Below are 17,191 nucleotides of genomic sequence, written 5' to 3'. Positions count from 1 at the left end.
TCCGCCGTGACGTCGCCTGTGCCCGCGCCGCCTCCCTCACCGATGGCCGCGGTAGACACCGAGACAGTCCAGCGTCGTTATCGCCCCTCCCGGGAGTGGTTCCAGCGGACCCGCCGTAACTTGGCGGATCCGCTGCGGACCTGGCCGTTGACGTGGCGTCTGGTAGCGGTTCTGGTGGTGATGTTGGTGACCGCATTGGGGCTGAACGCAGTCGCCACTCAGATCGTGCTGCGCACCTACCTGATGGACCGTGCTGCTGCCGAATTGCACTCAGCGGGCAAAGTTGCCGCTGAGAACTCCCTGTACCAGGTGGCGACCCGCGGTCACGTCTACACCCCTGGTGTCCCCACCAGCTACGCGCTGTTGTTTATGAATTCGGAGGGTGGCTCACCAGTCGGGTTGGCTGCCGCTGACGAAAACAACACCCCGACGATCCCCTCTCTGACCTTCAACGATCAGCGGGTCACCGGGAACAAGCCCTTCATCGTCGGGTCCAGCGATGACCCAGACACCAAATGGCAAGTGGTTGCTGGACGACTCACGGACGGTTCCGGGGTCTATGCGGTCGCCATGCCCTTGCGAGGAATCGACGAGACTATCGCCCGCTTGCAGGCCTTGTCTCTGGCCATCGGGCTGGTGGTCGCAGCCTCAAGTGCCACCGTCGGGTTCCTCGGAGTCAAACGGGCATTCCGGCCGCTGCGTCAGATGGAAGACACGGCAGCGGCGATCGCTGATGGCGATCTGACCCAACGGGTCCCTGAACATCCCGCAGATGATGAGGTCGCCAGCCTGTCGCGGTCGTTGAACGCGATGCTGTCTCAGATCGAGTCGTCGTTCTCCATCCGGGAAGCGTCGGAGGAGCGGATGCGACGTTTCGTCACCGATGCCTCCCACGAATTGCGTACTCCGCTGGCCACGGTCAGGGGGTACGCCGAGTTGTATCGTCAGGGCGCTGCCTCTGGCCCGGAAGCGACCGCAGTGGCCATGAAACGCATTGAGGACGAGGCGACCCGGATGAGTGGCCTCGTTGAGGACCTGTTGACCTTGGCCCGTTTGGATAACCGGCGCCCGATGAACATCGGCGAAGTGGACCTGACCGTGCTGGCAGCCGATGCAGTTCAGGACGCCAGGGCCAGGGAACCCGAACGCAATTTGCGCCTGATCGGCCTCGGCGATCGTCAGCTGGGGCCAGCGATGGTGCGCGGCGACGAAGCCAGATTGCGCCAGGTGGTCACTAACCTCATCGCCAATGCCCTGCAGCACACCCCGGCGGGCTCGCCGGTAGAGATCGCGGTCGGCCCGCTGCCCACAGCCAAACCGGCCCGCCGACCCGGCCGCTCCGCTGCCGCGAAGGCTCAACGCCACGACGCAGGAGCGGCTTATCGCATCGAAGTTCGAGATCATGGACCTGGTATCGCCGAGAATGAAATCGAAAGGGTTTTCCAACGGTTCTACCGTGGCGACCCCTCTCGTGGCCGTGCTTCCGGCGGAAGCGGGCTCGGCTTGGCCATCGTGATGGCCATCGTGACCGCCCACGCCGGCAGGGTCGGGGTACGGGCCACGCCGGGAGGTGGCGCGACGTTCGTCGTCGAGCTGCCCCGCAGCACCCCCACACCCGGTCGTGAACACGACGACCGCCCTGAGGGCACTACCCGTGATCAGCACACCGAAGGAGCACGATGAGCAACCCCGACGTCCCGAAGACGGAGCATCCTGCCCCGTCGGGGCCGCCCATGCCGCCGTCCGGTCCACCTCAGCAGGCTGCCGCTCCTGGAGGGCCTTACCCGCAGCATCCCCAGAACCCCCAGGAATCACCGGCTGGCCAACCCCCACCACGGCCCGCTGACCCCCATACCGGTGAGAGCACGACCTGGGCGCAGGGCGATAACCCGACGACCCGCCCACTGTTTCCGCCTCCACCGGCAGATGGTCGCTTTGGGCCGCCGACGCAGCAGACACCAGGCGGCCCGCCGATCTTCCCCCCGCCAGGGAACCCTTCGCCAGGGATGCCCGGCAGCTCTGGCCCCTGGCCGATGACCCCCCCGGGGCAAGCGTTCGGCTCCCCGACTCCCGTGGGTCCGGCCCCCGAACGGCCGGGTCGTCGCCGTCGCACGATGCTGATCGGGGTGGGAGTCGTGGTGGTCGCGGCGCTGGCCTGCACTGGACTGTTTGCCGCGGCGCAGTTGTCCACCAGCGAGGAAACTCCTGAAACGGTGGTCCGACAGAGCGATATGGCCCACCCGGACTGGTCGGCGACGGCCAAAGCGGTGGGTTCCTCTGTCGTGTCGATTCGGGCCACCAATGCCACCCAAGGTGGAGATGGGTCCGGGGTGATCATCGACAAGAAGGGGCATATCGTCACCAACAACCACGTGGTGGCTGCTGGTGCTGAAGGCGGCAAGATCACGGTGGTCCTGGACGACAAACGGGTGTACGACGCCACCATCGTGGGGACCGACCCGGACACCGATCTGGCGGTGTTGACGCTCAACAATGCCCCCGACAACTTGCGCCCTATCGCGTTAGGGGATGACACAAAACTGCACGTCGGCGATCCAGTCATGGCGGTCGGAAACCCGTTGGGCCTGTCTGGCACAGTCACCACCGGTATCGTCAGCGCGTTGAATCGTCCGGTCCGCACCCGGAACCAAGCCCCGGGCGCAACGCCCAACGCCAACCCAGTGGTGACCAATGCCATCCAGACCAGCGCCGCGATCAATCCGGGGAACTCTGGTGGCGCATTGGTGGATGGTCAAGGGCGACTGATCGGGATCAACTCCTCGATCGCCACGATGGGTGCGCAACCAGGGCAGCAAGGCGGCAACATCGGCATCGGGTTTGCCATCCCCGTCAATGAGGTCAAGAACGTCTCTGGGCAGTTGATCGCCACTGGCAAGGCGAAACATGCGCTGCTGGGAGTGACTGTCGATGACACCGTCGCCGACGATGGCAAGGACAAGCGCGCCGCCGCCAAGATCGCCTCAACGTCGCCGGGGTCGGCAGCCGACAAGGCAGGCCTGAAGGTCGGCGACCCTGTGATCGCGGTCGACAACGAGCCCGTCGACAGCGGTTTGGCGTTGAGCGCACAAATCAGAGAGCGGCAGGTCGGCGACACCGTCACGTTGACTGTGGTCCGTGATGGCAAGCGTCAAGACATCAAGGTCACGCTGGAAGAACGCAACTCCTGAGTCGCCTCGGGCACCCCCGCGATCCCCTGTGGATCACTTCGGGGGTGCCCGTCGTCGTCCTCCCACGGTGGAATGGTCACGGCTACCGGCCGCCCCACCGAAAGGCGGCACCTGAGCCCCCAGCTCCAGGTCGACACCCAGCAGATCACCGGCGCAGCAAGCGACACGAGGCGAATGTCCGCTCAGATCAAGGTGGTCCTCTCCCGTGCCGGTTCTCAGGACGCCGACGTGGCGACGCCGAACCCGACGTTGTTCGCCCGCTGATCGTCGGTGAGACAGTCGTCTCACACCCCCTCTCACCCGTGCTGTTCCCGCGTGAACAGCACGGGTGAGAGGCCTGTGGGGCACCCGTCCAGGTAAACCGTCCCAGACCCTTAAGCAAACTTTCGTTGAACAATTCTGAGGCAGTCCCAGGTCAGAGCGTTTCGTCCAGGAAACGACCTCGGACAGGTGCACATGTCGCCACTTTCGGGCCGCACAATTGGCACGTGGACGTAGCTCTCTTGCTTGTGGCCCTCGTGGTCATCACGGCGCTGGCCTTCGATTTCACCAACGGCTTCCATGACACCGGCAATGCGATGGCGACGTCCATCGCTACGGGTGCGTTGAAGCCGAAGACCGCCGTCGCCCTCTCCGCCGTTCTTAACCTCGTCGGCGCGTTCTTGTCGGTCGAGGTAGCCCTCACGGTGACCAATGCGGTCATCAACATCCAGGACAAGACGGGTGCTCCCAAGGCACAGTTCCTGGCCGATCACGGCCAAGGTCTGTTGTTGATCATCCTGTGCGGCCTCGTGGGTGGCATCGTATGGAACCTCCTCACCTGGCTCTTGGGGCTGCCCTCCAGCTCGTCGCACGCCTTGTTTGGCGGCCTGATTGGGTCGACCGTGGCAGGCATCGGCTGGGGCGGGGTCAACTGGTCCGGTGATGGCTCCAAGCTGGATGGCGTGGTGGGCAAGGTCATCATGCCGGCGCTGGTCTCCCCGGTCGTGGCAGGCCTCGTCGCCGCTGTGGGCACCTGGTTGATCTTCCGGATCACTGAAGGCGTGGCCGAGCGCTACAAGGAGAGCGGTTTCCGATGGGGCCAGATCGGGACGGCCTCCTTGGTCTCCCTAGCTCACGGCACCAATGACGCACAGAAGACCATGGGTGTCATCACGTTGGCGCTGATCGCCCACGGTTCGTGGAGCGACACGCACAGCATCCCGCTGTGGGTGAAGGTCGCTTGCGCCTTCGCGATTGCCTTGGGCACCTACCTTGGTGGATGGCGGATCATCCGCACCCTCGGTAAGGGCTTGGTGGAGATTTCCTCGCCGCAAGGTATGGCGGCGGAGTCCGCTTCGGCAGCGGTGATCCTGACGTCCAGCCATCTGGGGTTTGCACTGTCGACCACCCATGTGGCAACGGGCTCGATCCTTGGCACCGGCATCGGTAAGCCCGGCGCAGAGGTGCGTTGGGGCGTGGCGGCACGCATGGCCGCTGCCTGGTTGATCACTCTCCCATGCGCCGGCATTGTCGGTGCGGTCACCTGGTATATCGGTAACGCCTTCGGCGGTTACGCCGGTCCGAGCATTGTTTTCCTGATCCTGGTCGCCCTGTCCGGTTACATGTGGTTGCGGGCCCGCCGAGCACCGGTGGACCACAACAACGTGAACGATGACTGGGAGGAGTCGACCGGCGAGAGCCGTGACGGCGGTGAGAGCCGCCCTACCCCGGCCGCCCCTGAGTCCGCTCTGGTCTCGGCAGGCGTGACCCCTGGTCGCCCGATGCCAACTGCAGGTGACGTTCGTCCGCTCCACGACATCACGAGGAACTGATCATGTTGGGTTTGCTCGCGACTGCGGCAGGCAAGGTCCTGATGGTCTCCATCGTCGTTGGCGCTGGCCTGCCGGCTCTTTTCGCCGCCGGCGTCCGTGCCATGGCGTACGGAGTGGGCGACGAAGCCGAAGTGGGCCATGGCTCACCGCATCCGATCGGCAAGATTCTGGGCATTGCGATCTTCGCAGTGGTGCTCTTTGCCATCTGCTCCGGGATCGCGATCGTCGTTGCTTCTGGTTTGGGCATGCAGGTGAGCTTCGAGTACGTCATTCCGACGTTCATCCCTAAAACCAAGTAAGACCGGCACCCCTCGATCGCTACCGGATCGTGCCTTGATCGTCCACCGCTGCGACGGTTGTCGCAGCCCTGGTGAGACAACCATTACGATGCGGTGATCCCCGGTGAGTTTGTGTCCCCTCACCGTCTCGGTGTCGAAAGGTCCCCATGAGTTTCACCTTCCGTTCGATCCTCGATTGGCTGCGCGCTGGCTATCCCCAGGGGATACCGCAGGAGGACTACATCGCGTTGTTCGGTGTCCTGCAGCGCCATCTGACCGAGGCTGAGATCGTCCAGGCGGCGTGCGAACTCCGGGAAGCCCGGGGTGAGGCGCCTCCCACGGAAGATGAGGTTCGCCGTACCATCGAAAACATCCTCAAAGGCCACGCTGCCGACGAGGACATCCAGCGGGTGGTGTCCCACCTGGCAGCCGGCGGGTGGCCGACCACCGCCGACGAGGACTCCACCGATAACCCGCCTTCCTGACCAGCAGGAGGAACGGGGAAACACCATCGCCCGTGCAGAGTTACGCTGGTCCCCAACCGGCTACGGCGCCAGGGGAAGAGCGATAGGACGCGCCCGGACGATCACCGTGGTCGGTGCACCTGGATCTGCGCATGTCCGCGCCGAAGGGAGGGACCATGGGCCCACTGGACCGATTCATCACGTGGGTGCGTGCCGGTTATCCCCACGGTGTCCCCTCACAGGACTACATCCCGCTCATGGCGCTGCTGCGACGCCGTCTCTCTGACGACGAGGTCGAGGACCTCGGTCAGGAGCTCGTCCGCAACGGCATGATCCCAGCGGACCGATACGACGTCGGCGCGGGAATCATGAAACGCACCGACGAAGTCCCCTCGCCGGAAGAGATGCACCGTGTCGGTAGCCGACTCCGCGACGGCGGATGGCCAGTCAGCCCGCAATAACGCTGCTCTGCGCGCCCAGACTCCAACTGTCCACGCCGGATCGTAGGGCTGCATGCCAGCATGGCCGAGGCCCCGGGAAAACTCCCGGGGCCTCGACGACGAGCTCCAGCTGATCCTGAAATCGGATCAGAAGCCCATGCCGCCCATCTCGTCGCCACCAGGCATCGCCGGAGCAGACTTCTCCGGCTTGTCCGCGATGACGGCTTCGGTGGTCAGGAAGAGCGCCGCGATGGACGCTGCGTTCTGCAGCGCCGAGCGGGTCACCTTGGCCGGGTCGATGATGCCAGCGGCGATCAGGTCGACGTACTCACCGTTGGCCGCGTTCAGGCCGTGCCCCGCAGGCAGGTGACGCACCTTCTCTGCGACAACCCCACCCTCAAGGCCAGCGTTGATCGCGATCTGCTTCAGCGGCGCCTCGATGGCGACCTTGACGATGTTGGCGCCAGTGGCCTCGTCACCCTCGAGCGACAGCTTGCCGAACGCCGCGTCGCCCGCCTGGATGAGCGCCACGCCACCACCGGCGATGATGCCCTCTTCGACGGCAGCCTTCGCGTTGCGGACGGCGTCCTCGATGCGGTGCTTGCGCTCCTTCAGCTCGACCTCAGTGGCCGCGCCAGCCTTGATGACGGCCACGCCACCGGCCAGCTTAGCGAGACGCTCCTGGAGCTTCTCCCGGTCGTAGTCAGAGTCGGACTTCTCGATCTCCACGCGGATCTGCTTGACCCGACCGGCGATCTGGTCGGCGTCACCGCCACCCTCGACGATCGTGGTCTCGTCCTTGGTGACGACGACCTTGCGGGCGGTGCCCAGCATGTCGAGCTCGGTGGACTCCAACTTCAAGCCCACCTCCTCGGAGATGACCTGGCCACCGGTGAGGATCGCGATGTCACCGAGCATGGCCTTACGACGGTCACCGAAGCCGGGGGCCTTCACCGCGCACACCGAGATGTTGCGGCGCAGGTGGTTGAGCACCAGCGTGGCCAGCGCCTCGCCCTCGACGTCCTCAGCGATGATCAGCAGCGGCTTGCCGGCCTGCTTGGTCTTGTCGAGGATCGGGATCAGGTCCTTGATGGAGCCGATCTTGGAGTTCACGACCAGGATGTACGGGTCCTCCAGGACCGCTTCCATCCGCTCGGGGTCGGTCACGAAGTAACCCGAGATGTAGCCCTTGTCGAAGCGCATTCCCTCGGTGAGCTCCAGCTCCAGGCCGAAGGTGTTGGACTCCTCGACGGTGATGACGCCTTCCTTGCCGACCTTGTCCATGGCCTCGGCGATCATGTCGCCGATCAGGGTGTCAGCAGCGGAAATCGACGCGGTCGCCGCGATCTGCTCCTTGGTCTCCACATCCTTGGCCATGCCGAGCAGTTCGTTGCTCACGGCTTCGGTGGCCTTTTCGATGCCGCGCTTGAGCGCCATCGGGTTGGCGCCAGCGGCCACGTTACGCAGCCCCTCACGCACTAGGGCCTGGGCCAGCACGGTTGCCGTCGTCGTACCGTCACCGGCGACGTCGTCGGTCTTCTTGGCGACCTCCTTGACCAGCTCGGCGCCGATCTTCTCATAGGGGTCGTCCAGCTCGATCTCCTTAGCGATGGACACACCATCGTTGGTGATCGTGGGGGCGCCCCACTTCTTCTCCAGGACGACGTTGCGGCCCTTCGGGCCGAGCGTGACCTTGACCGCGTCGGCGAGCTGGTTCATGCCACGCTCGAGACCGCGGCGGGCCTCTTCGTCGAAGGCGATGATCTTGGCCATTGTCGGTGGTTTCCTCCCACGCGAACGGATATGTCGACCGGGCGGCGCCCGCGACGGACGGACCGGATCGGACGGCGCGCCGTTCACGCCGTCGCCACCGGGCCTCACCGGCACCGGTCAGGGCTGTCCTGCTCACTCCATGACGCCTGATCCGGTGTCGCAATCGACACTGCCGTTATCACTCGGGCGCCCAGAGTGCTAAGTCCATGATTAGCACTCGCCCCTGGGGAGTGCAAATGGTCGGCCGCCACATCGCCGCCCCGCGACCACCTGCACCAGGTGGCCCAGGTCACGTCGACACAGCGTCACCTCCCGACCGAGCGTGGTGTTAGCGTCCGAGCCGAGACCGAAGGAGGCGCCCATGACCTCGTATCCCCGGCTGCTCGAACCCCTCGACCTGGGATTCCTCACCCTGCGCAACCGCGTGATGATGGGATCAATGCACACCGGCATGGAAGGGCAGCCCGGCTCCGTCGACGACTTGGCTGCTTTTTACGCCGAACGAGCAGCTGGCGGCGTCGGCACCATCGTCACCGGTGGCGTCTCCCCCACTGTTGAAGGATCGCTCTATCCCGGCGCTGCAGGGCTCTACCACCGTCGGCAGGTCCCGGAGCATCGCGCCCTCACCGCCGCCACTCACGAGCACGGGGCAGCGATCCTGCTCCAGCTGCTCCACTCGGGCCGGTACGGCCGACACCCCCTCACGGTGTCGGCCTCCCGCGTCAAAGCTCCCATTAACCCGTTGACCCCGCATGCGCTCTCCCCCACCGAGATCCGACAGCAGATTGACGGCTTCGCTCGCGCTGCCGAACTCGCTCGAGAAGCGGGCTACGACGGGGTAGAAATCATGGGCAGCGAGGGATATCTGATCAACCAGTTCCTGGCCCTGCGCACCAACCGGCGGACCGATGACTGGGGCAGGACCGCCAGCCACCGGCGCCGCCTGGCCACCGACATCGTCCAGGCGGTCCGTCTCGCTACCGGACCTGATTTCGTCATCCAATATCGGCTGTCCCTGCTGGACCTCGTACCGGAAGGGCAAACCTGGGAGGAGGTCGTCGCGACCGCTCTTGCCGTCGAGGCTGTCGGCGCCACCCTGATCAACACTGGCATCGGCTGGCATGAATCCCGCGTGCCCACCATTGCGACCAGCGTGCCTCGCGCCGCATTCGTCGACACCACGGCACGGATGCGCAGCCACCTGCGCATCCCCATCGTCGCGTCAAACCGGATCAACTCCCCTGATCTAGCCGAGACGATCCTGGCCACAGGTCAAGCCGACCTCATCTCCATGGCCCGCCCGCTGCTGGCAGATCCGCACTTCGTCGCCAAAAGCGCCGCTGGTCACCCGGAGCGCATCAACACCTGCCTCGCCTGCAATCAGGCTTGTCTGGATCACACCTTCACCGGCCGCCCGGTGTCCTGCCTGGTCAACCCACGTGCTGGCCACGAACGAAGCCTCACCATCACATCCACGCCGCGCCCACGTCGTATCGCCGTCGTCGGAGCCGGACCGGCAGGGTTAGCTGCGGCGACCACTCTCGCTGACCGCGGACATCACGTTGATCTCTACGAATCGGCCAGCACCATCGGTGGTCAGTTTGCCCTCGCCGCCGCCATCCCCGGCAAAGAAGAGTTCGCCGAGACGATCCGCTATTTCACCCATCGCATCCAGGAGAGCGGGGCTCACCTGCACCTGAACACCTCCATTGATGCCGCCACCCTCATCCACGGCCAGTACGACGACGTGGTCCTCGCCACCGGCGTCGCCCCTCGGATCCCCGACATCCCTGGCATTGACCATCCCCGCGTCATCACATATGCCCAACTTCTTCGCGGTGATCGCACCGCCGGCCACCGCGTCGCTGTCCTCGGCGCTGGCGGCATCGGCGTCGACGTCTGCGAATACCTGACCCACTCCACATCCCCCACTCTGGACGTGCCGACCTGGCGTCGTGAATGGGGCGTCGGCGACCCCGACAACAACCCAGGAGGCCTCACCCGCGCGAGCCACGCCCCCAGCCCGCGAGAGGTCTATCTCATGCAGCGCAGCCACCACCCGATCGGCCACTCACTCGGCCCGACCACCGGCTGGATCCACCGGGCGTCATTACGGGCCAAAAAAGTCCACCTCCTCACTGGCGTGGGATACGAGCGCATCGACGACACCGGACTTCTCGTGAGCGTGCCTGTCCCACCGCCGGTCACTCCTCCCGCTGGAAAAGATCAGTCACCGCAGGCGATGCTGCGACAGGGTGGGTTTTTCGGTCAGCTTGCCGAAGAGATGCATCAGCGCAGTCATCCTCTCGTGGCGGCCACTGCGCACCTGGGCACCCTCGCCTGGATCGGGCTCCCCACCGAGGCTCGCGCTTCCCTCGGCCGGGGCATCCACACCGTAGCCACACACGCCACGACATGGCACCGGCGATTCACCCATCCCCAGGGCGCTAAAACCTCCCCGGATAGTCCTCGACAGCAACGACTGCTAGAGGTCGACACGATCGTGCTGTGCACCGGTCAGGAGCCAGTCCAAGAGCTTGTAGAACCGTTACGCCACGCTGGGATTCGCACTCATCTCGTAGGCGGCGCCGACAAGGCTGCTGAACTTGATGCGAAACGTGCCATCGATCAGGCCACGCGCCTCGCTGCTGAGCTCTGAGGCACTGGGACTCAGGCTTGCTCACAGCTGGCAGTCGCGTCCAAACCTGAGGTTAGCTCCGCGCGCCCGAGCGACGCGCAGAACGCTGTCGTTGACGGGCCGCACGCATCCGCCGTAACCGTTTGACCAACATCGGATCGTGTGCCAGCGCCGCAGGCTCATCGAGCAAGGCGTTGAGCACCTGGTAATACCGGGTCGCGCTCATCTTGAACAGGTCACTGATGGCCTGTTCCTTCGACCCTGCGTACTTCCACCATTGCCGCTCGAACGCCAAGATCTCTCGCTGCAGTTCTCCGAGTTCACCCTGGCCTTTGCCACGATCGGCAGCGACGACCTCCATCGACGTACCCCTTCTGCAGACCGGCATATGTATACAACTGTGCCAGGGAATGACATCGATGTCATGAGATGTCCACTGTTCGACGTGTTCCCGACGGGCGGGTCAGCACGCCTCGGGGCCGACCGGGCAGGAAGAGCCCGGCCGGCCCCGAGAAAACCACCGCGGGACAAGCGCATCCGAGAATCAGTCGGCTGCAATCGCCTTGAGCACATCCAGGTTGGTGGCCCGCACTGACGGCCATAGCCCGGCCAGCACACCCACCACGAAAGCCACCAGCACGCTGATCCCGAGCTGTTCCCACGGCAACGCCAGATCACTGAGCCCGTCACCGGCCAGGGCCCGTTGTGCGGCGATACCCAGCACGAGTCCCAGACCGATACCCAGCACGGCACCGAGCAGTGAGATCGTCAGCGACTCCAGCACGATCATCCGCCGGACCTGGCTCTTGTTCAGTCCGACCGCACGCAGTAGACCAATTTCCCGAGTCCGTTCAATCACCGACAATCCCAAGGTATTGACCACACCGAAGATCGCAATGACAATCGCCAATCCTAACAAAGCGTAGATCAGATACAACACCGTGTTGATCTGCTGCGACTGCGAATCAGCGAATTCTTTTTGATCAGCGACCGACGCCAAAGGGAGCGGCGAAATGATGTCGTTCAGTTTGTTTTTCACGCTCGCTTTGTCTGCGCCCGATCGAAGGTCGACAGTCAACATACTGTCCGTGGCGCGCATCCCCACACCTTCGATGGTGTCGACGGTCGTGATCACCGAATTCAGGCCAGCTCCCTTCTCCATGGAGAAGATGCCAGCGACCCGTAAGGCGACCTGTTTCCCATTGAGAGTCACCTCCATTTCCTTGCCGACAGACAGATTTTTCTCCTTGGCGTACTCATCCCGGAGAATCACCGTGTTCTTGGCGAAATCCGACAGAGATCCTGACGTCATCGTCTGCTTGAGAATCTTGTCGAAACTCGTCGGTGGCATCGCCCCGAGGAAAGTTTCCTCACCGCCGATGGTCCCCGGGACGAAACGAACCCGGTGGACCTGCTCAACCCCGTCGACCTTGGCCATCGCATCTCCGATGGACGGGGAGAACGGCTGCTGGTTGGCGCTGGTGACCACGAAATCACCACGCAGGTTCTTAGTGACCGCTTTCTGGGTGCTCACGTTCACCGACGCAGCGACCACCCCGAACGCCGTCACCAGCGCCAATCCCACCATCAACGCCGACGCGGTGATCGCCGTACGGCGGGGATTGCGGGCGGCATTGAGCTCAGCGAGTCGCCCAGTCGTCCCGAACACGGCCTCACCAGCCCGGCCAATCAGCCAAATGACCGGCGCACCAACAATCGGGCTGACCGCGGCGATCCCCAGGACCAGGGCGAGCGCGCCAAGACCAATCGCCCACATCCGGTTGAACTCGGGCTGACCGAACAACCCATAGGCCAGGACGGCACCGCCGATCGCCGTCACTGTGCTACCTACGACAGCTCGCCATCCCAGACCGGACGCGCCGGTGGCGAAGTCGCCGCTCATTGCTGCCACCGGTGGCACTCGGCTGGCCCGCACCGCGGGAATCACTGCGGCACCGATCGTCACCAGAACACCAACCAGGTACGTCGCCAGCACGGCTTGGCCGGTGAGTTGCATGGAACTCCCGGAGATATCCAGTCCCAATGTGCCGAAGACCTGGGAGATCCCAAAGGCGAGAGCGAGTCCCAACCCGAGGCCGAGAGTCGAACCGACCAGGCCGAGGATCAACGCCTCAAAGACCACTGACCGCATCACTTGCCCACGGGAGGCCCCCATGGCGCGGAAGAGAGCCAGCTCACGAGCCCGCTGAGCCACCAGGATGGTGAAGGTGTTGACGATGAGGAAAGATCCGACCAGGAGAGAAATTCCCGCGAAAACCAGCAGCATCACCGTGACGAACCGCAGCCCGGAGGAAATCACTTCATTGATTTTTTCCGAGAGTTCCTTACCGCTGAGCGCTTCCATTCCCTGCGGCAATTGGCCGTTGATCCGGCGAGCCACTTCCTGCGGGTCAGCACCAGGAGCGGTCACCACCCAAATCGATTGGTAGGCATCCTTGCCGTCGAGGAGCAGCTGCTGGGCGGTATGGGTGTCAAAGATCGCGTACGACGCTCCGGCGCTGGACCCTTTAGCGCCGTAGAGGGCTGTCCCGACGATGGTTTTTTCGACAACGCCTTGTTTGCCAGTGGTGTAAATCTTGATCCGGTCGCCAAGAGACAACCCTGCCTTGGTCAGCGACTCGGGGTCGATGACCACCTGATCTGACCCTTCAGGACGATGTCCTGATTTCATGACCAGGCCCTGCTGGCCACCAGACGCCGGGGCATCCACGAAGTTAGTCCCGATGCCTGGTGCGCCGGTCGTCATCGGCTTGCCGTTTTTGCCCAACAGGTAGGTGCTATTGGACGCGATCGTGCCGTGAGCGGACGCGACTCCCTCAACTTTGGCGACCTTGTCGACCACCGTCTGGTCGATTGATTGTTCTGACCCGTCAGAGCTGAAAGACGACCCTTTGGCCTGGACATTGACGTCAGCGACGCTGCCGCCGACGATGCCCTTGAATGTGCTGTCCAACATGTCAGTGAAGGTCAACGACCCCCCGACGAATGCGGTACCCAACATGATCGCGACCGTCGACAACAGCAACGCGACCTTGCGGGCCCACAAGCTCTTGAATGAAGCCTTGAGCATGACGTCAGGCCCCCGGACGCTCACCCAGGACCGCAGCAGCGGTCTGACGGTCCAATGAGGTCATCGTTTCCAGGACTTTCTGCGGGGTGGGTTGGCGCAGCTCGGTGACCACATGCCCGTCAGCCAAGAAAATCACCCGATCGGTGTATCCCGCTGCCGTTGGATCGTGGGTGACCATCACGATGGTCTGCGCGAACTCGTCCACGCTGCGCCGCAAGAAACCCAATACCTCCGCCCCAGACCGGCTATCAAGGTTGCCGGTGGGTTCGTCAGCGAAAATGATGTCCGGTCGAGAAGCCAACGCTCGGGCGCAGGCGACCCGCTGCTGCTGGCCGCCGGAGAGTTCGCTCGGCTTATGCCCGAGACGATCGGCCAGGCCCGTGGTCTCAATCACCGTGCGATACCAGTCCTCCTGAGGTTGACGACCAGCAATAGACAACGGCAACAAAATGTTCTCCTGCGCCGTCAACGTCGGAATCAAATTGAACGCCTGGAAGATAAAACCGATCTTGTCCCGACGTAACGCGGTGAGCTCCTTGTCCGACAACCGGCCCAACGGGGTTCCACCGACAGTGACCTCCCCCTGCGTGATCCGGTCCAACCCGGCCATGCAGTGCATCAACGTCGACTTCCCCGACCCTGACGGGCCCATCACCGCAGTGAATTCCCCGCCATAAATGTCAATGTCGACTTTCTCCAATGCGACGACCTGAGTCGACCCCGTGCCATAGACCTTCACCAGGTCCCGCGCTGAAGCGGCGACCGTGCCCGGCCCGCCCGATCCCTCAGTACGACGTTCCAAAAGTGCCATGATGATCCCTGCTGTCGTGGACATCCGACGCTCTGATGAACCGTCGGCCCGGCGCCACCCCGGACGACCCGAACCCGCCCCTGACGCACTGCTACCCACTGTAAGAACCCGAACCACGGAGCGCACCAGGGGAACAACCGGATTCCTCCCTGAGTGGGATCAGATCCCACCCTGAGTCGGAGCCGCCACGACCGTTAGGGTGGGCGGGTGTCCACGCCTCGCCCCTTGCACCACCTGATCCATCCCACCTGGGCGCAGGCCCTCGAACCCGTCACCGAACAGATCCACACGATGGGAGACTTTCTTCGCGCCGAGCTCGCTGCCGGCCGCGGCTACCTCCCCGCTGGCGAGCACGTGCTGCGCGCCTTCACCCGCCCCCTGCCCGAAGTGCGCATCCTCATCGTCGGTCAAGATCCTTATCCCACTCCCGGACACGCCGTTGGACTGTCCTTCAGCGTCGCCCCCGATGTCCGGCCGCTGCCGCGCAGCCTGGTCAACATCTTCCAAGAACTCACGACCGACCTCGGCGTGCCCCCGCCCAGCTGCGGTGACCTCACCCCCTGGACCGAACGCGGTGTCCTGCTCCTCAACCGATCCCTCACCGTACGCCCCGGCGCCGCCGGCAGCCACCGCGGCAAAGGATGGGAAGCAGTGACCGATCGAGCCATCACCGTCCTCGCCGAACGCGCCGCCGCCGGGCAACCCCTCGTAGCGATCCTGTGGGGCCGAGACGCCCGCAACCTAGCCCCCGCGCTTCCCGGCGTACCCCGCATCGAATCGCCCCACCCCTCACCGCTGTCGGCGCATTCGGGATTTTTTGGTTCCCGCCCGTTCAGCCGCGCCAACCACTTGCTGACCCAGCTCGGCGCGTCCCCCATCGATTGGAGGCTGCCATGAGCCCCACGCTGCCGCACCCACCGCACACCCCCTGGCAGCGGTACGTCGCCATCGGCGACTCCTTCACCGAAGGCATGTGCGACACCCACCCCGACCACGACGACGAATACATCGGCTGGGCCGACCGACTCGCCGCCCTGCTGCACCAGGTCGCCGCCCGCGAAGGACACCAGCTCGACTACGCCAACCTCGCCGTACGCGGCCGCCTCCTCACCGATATCACCGACCGCCAACTCCCCGCCGCGCTCGCCCTCGAACCCGACCTGGTATCCCTCGTCGGCGGCGGCAACGACATCCTGCGACCCAACGCCGACATGGACGCACTCGCCCACCAACTCGACCACGCCGTCCGCACCATCCGCGCCACCGGCGCCGACGTCATCCTCGCCACCTCCACCGACACCCGAGGCGCGCCCCTGCTGCGCCACGTCCGCCAACGCCACGCCCTGCACACCGCGAACATCTGGACCATCGCCCGCACCCACGGCTGTCACGTCATAGACCAATGGGGCATGCGACCACTACAAGATCTGCGCATGTGGGCACCAGACCGCATCCACATGACCCCCGAAGGACACCGCCGCGTCGCGCTCGCTGCCTTCGCCGCGTTGGGCTACACCCCGGACGATCCTGACTGGGACGTTCCCCTCCCTGCGGCCGCACCCGAAACGTGGACTACCCAGTTACGCGCCGACCGCGAGTGGGCTCGGGTCCACGTCGGGCCGTGGGTGCACCGCCGGTTGACCGGCCGCAGCTCTGGCGACACCCGCACCGCGAAACGCCCCCAGGCCACGCCCTACCAGGACTGACGCGCTGAAACGCGAGAAGGGTGAGTAACATCCACCTCTCATGGCGTAGGCAAAAAATACAACGCAATCAGGACTGCCTGCGAAGCATGAAAGCTCCAACCAAGGTGCCGAACGTAATACTTAGAGCAGTCATCAGCATTCCATTCATAATCCACTCCCATGGAATAAATGCACTTCTTCCAGACTCAAGAATCATACCCCAAGCCAAATGATTTGCGAGCAAAGCCACTCCCAGTCCAACAAAGGCGGGAATTGCTACAACGAATAACAACACCGTCAAAGTAATCCCAAATAAAAGTCGGTGGCTTAGCCCAATCGCAATAAGTGAGTTCCTATATTCACGAAGTGCTTTTGTGTGGGAAGCTGCGACCCAGCATGTTAGCAGGACAAACAGAACTCCTGTACCTGTCGCTGACCAAACAAGAGTCTCTGGAACTGTAATTTTCTCAGGCACCTTATAAATCTGAACATAGTTTGGATCAAATCCTTTTTTATCAGGAGCTTTTAAAGCGTCGGAGATTTGAATAGGACTCACATTGTCATATACTGTGAAAGCTTGATCGAGACGCCAACCAGCTTGCCGTGCCTTACCTGACGATATAAATCCCAAGTATTGAGCGTAAGCATCTGGGACATCCTGAATATGAGTAATATGAAGCACGCCGGTATCCCGACCTTGATGATCTTTCGTTGGCAATGACTTCAGACTTTTCAACTGAATTGACTTATGTGAGTCAGGAACAAGCAAGCCGCCTTTATTAAAAGCAAGGACTTGATCCTTGCTAAGGGGGTGACCTATCAACCTCTCAACATCATGGGATGAATCTAGCACCATCGGAGTGCCCACCAGAAGATCACCGGTCTCAACCCTTGGGGTAAAGGGGTCAGTGCCTCGCTTGGGATGATGTGTGGTTCCAGGTGAGGGAGAGTGTTGATGCGTGGTCGCGGGTTGACGTTGGCTGAGCGTGAGGATATTTCGCGGGGTATC

General features: G+C 63.5%; 15 protein-coding genes. 10 read left to right on the top strand and 5 right to left on the bottom strand.

The features are described 5' to 3' along the window. Window positions 1-6: 6 nt before the first annotated feature. The 7 genes from KEM60_RS08340 (at window position 7) to KEM60_RS08310 (ending at window position 6,205) form a co-directional block, all read left to right on the top strand. Window positions 7-1,683 carry a cell wall metabolism sensor histidine kinase WalK gene (locus KEM60_RS08340; protein WP_255574401.1) on the top strand — a complete coding sequence of 559 codons (1,677 nt, stop codon included), beginning with the start codon at window positions 7-9 and terminating at the stop codon, window positions 1,681-1,683. Further along, window positions 1,680-3,188 (top strand): S1C family serine protease, encoded by a 1,509-nt coding sequence (locus KEM60_RS08335; protein ID WP_255574400.1) that lies wholly within the window; start codon window positions 1,680-1,682, stop codon window positions 3,186-3,188. Before KEM60_RS08340 ends, KEM60_RS08335 begins: the two co-directional genes overlap by 4 nt. 72 nt (window positions 3,189-3,260) lie before the next feature. After that, window positions 3,261-3,452 carry a hypothetical protein gene (locus tag KEM60_RS08330; RefSeq protein ID WP_219107080.1) on the top strand — a complete coding sequence of 64 codons (192 nt, stop codon included), beginning with the start codon at window positions 3,261-3,263 and terminating at the stop codon, window positions 3,450-3,452. Between the two features lie 224 nt (window positions 3,453-3,676). Beyond that, on the top strand, window positions 3,677-5,002 hold the full coding sequence (locus KEM60_RS08325) for an inorganic phosphate transporter (protein ID WP_255574399.1): 1,326 nt from the start codon (window positions 3,677-3,679) through the stop codon (window positions 5,000-5,002). 2 nt (window positions 5,003-5,004) lie between these two features. After that, window positions 5,005-5,301 carry a hypothetical protein gene (locus KEM60_RS08320; RefSeq protein ID WP_219107079.1) on the top strand — a complete coding sequence of 99 codons (297 nt, stop codon included), beginning with the start codon at window positions 5,005-5,007 and terminating at the stop codon, window positions 5,299-5,301. A 146-nt stretch (window positions 5,302-5,447) separates the two neighbouring features. Beyond that, window positions 5,448-5,765: a DUF3349 domain-containing protein gene (locus KEM60_RS08315; RefSeq protein WP_219107078.1), complete on the top strand. Its 318-nt coding sequence runs from the start codon at window positions 5,448-5,450 to the stop codon at window positions 5,763-5,765. A 155-nt stretch (window positions 5,766-5,920) separates the two neighbouring features. After that, complete coding sequence (locus KEM60_RS08310) at window positions 5,921-6,205, top strand: DUF3349 domain-containing protein (RefSeq protein WP_219107077.1); 285 nt, start codon at window positions 5,921-5,923, stop codon at window positions 6,203-6,205. A gap of 126 nt (window positions 6,206-6,331) precedes the next feature. Here the strand turns inward: KEM60_RS08310 and groL are convergent, their stop codons facing one another. Beyond that, window positions 6,332-7,957, bottom strand: a complete 1,626-nt coding sequence (gene groL / locus KEM60_RS08305) for a chaperonin GroEL (RefSeq protein ID WP_219107076.1) — start codon at window positions 7,955-7,957, stop codon at window positions 6,332-6,334. Between the two features lie 361 nt (window positions 7,958-8,318). Between groL and KEM60_RS08300 the strand changes: the two genes are divergently transcribed. Then, complete coding sequence (locus tag KEM60_RS08300; RefSeq protein ID WP_219107075.1) at window positions 8,319-10,616, top strand: NADPH-dependent 2,4-dienoyl-CoA reductase; 2,298 nt, start codon at window positions 8,319-8,321, stop codon at window positions 10,614-10,616. Window positions 10,617-10,668: 52 nt separating this feature from the next. Here KEM60_RS08300 and KEM60_RS08295 read toward each other — a convergent pair whose 3' ends face one another. The 3 genes from KEM60_RS08295 to KEM60_RS08285 form a co-directional block, all read right to left on the bottom strand. Next, entirely contained in the window at window positions 10,669-10,956 is a 288-nt protein-coding gene (locus KEM60_RS08295) for a DUF3263 domain-containing protein (protein WP_219107074.1), read from the bottom strand. 183 nt (window positions 10,957-11,139) lie between these two features. After that, the gene (locus KEM60_RS08290; RefSeq protein WP_219107073.1) at window positions 11,140-13,686 is read right to left on the bottom strand and encodes an ABC transporter permease; all 2,547 of its coding nucleotides are present in this window, start codon (window positions 13,684-13,686) and stop codon (window positions 11,140-11,142) included. Between the two features lie 4 nt (window positions 13,687-13,690). After that, a complete protein-coding gene (locus KEM60_RS08285; protein WP_219107072.1) occupies window positions 13,691-14,497 on the bottom strand; it encodes an ABC transporter ATP-binding protein in 807 nt (268 codons plus the stop codon). A 207-nt stretch (window positions 14,498-14,704) separates the two neighbouring features. Between KEM60_RS08285 and KEM60_RS08280 the strand changes: the two genes are divergently transcribed. Both KEM60_RS08280 and KEM60_RS08275 read left to right on the top strand, forming a co-directional pair. Next, complete coding sequence (locus KEM60_RS08280) at window positions 14,705-15,394, top strand: uracil-DNA glycosylase (RefSeq protein ID WP_219107071.1); 690 nt, start codon at window positions 14,705-14,707, stop codon at window positions 15,392-15,394. Next, window positions 15,391-16,203 (top strand): SGNH/GDSL hydrolase family protein, encoded by an 813-nt coding sequence (locus KEM60_RS08275; protein ID WP_219107070.1) that lies wholly within the window; start codon window positions 15,391-15,393, stop codon window positions 16,201-16,203. The genes KEM60_RS08280 and KEM60_RS08275 overlap by 4 nt, the downstream gene beginning before the upstream one ends. A 67-nt stretch (window positions 16,204-16,270) precedes the next feature. On the opposite strand, the gene KEM60_RS08270 is transcribed toward KEM60_RS08275, so the two are convergent. Further along, on the bottom strand, window positions 16,271-17,191 hold a 921-nt coding region (locus KEM60_RS08270; protein WP_219107069.1), incomplete at its 5' end, for an ABC transporter permease.

This window comes from Austwickia sp. TVS 96-490-7B, from assembly GCF_019331795.1.
Taxonomy (GTDB): domain Bacteria; phylum Actinomycetota; class Actinomycetes; order Actinomycetales; family Dermatophilaceae; genus Austwickia.
The sequence above is the reverse complement of the archived record's forward strand: the minus strand, read 5'-3'. Positions and strand labels throughout refer to the sequence as shown.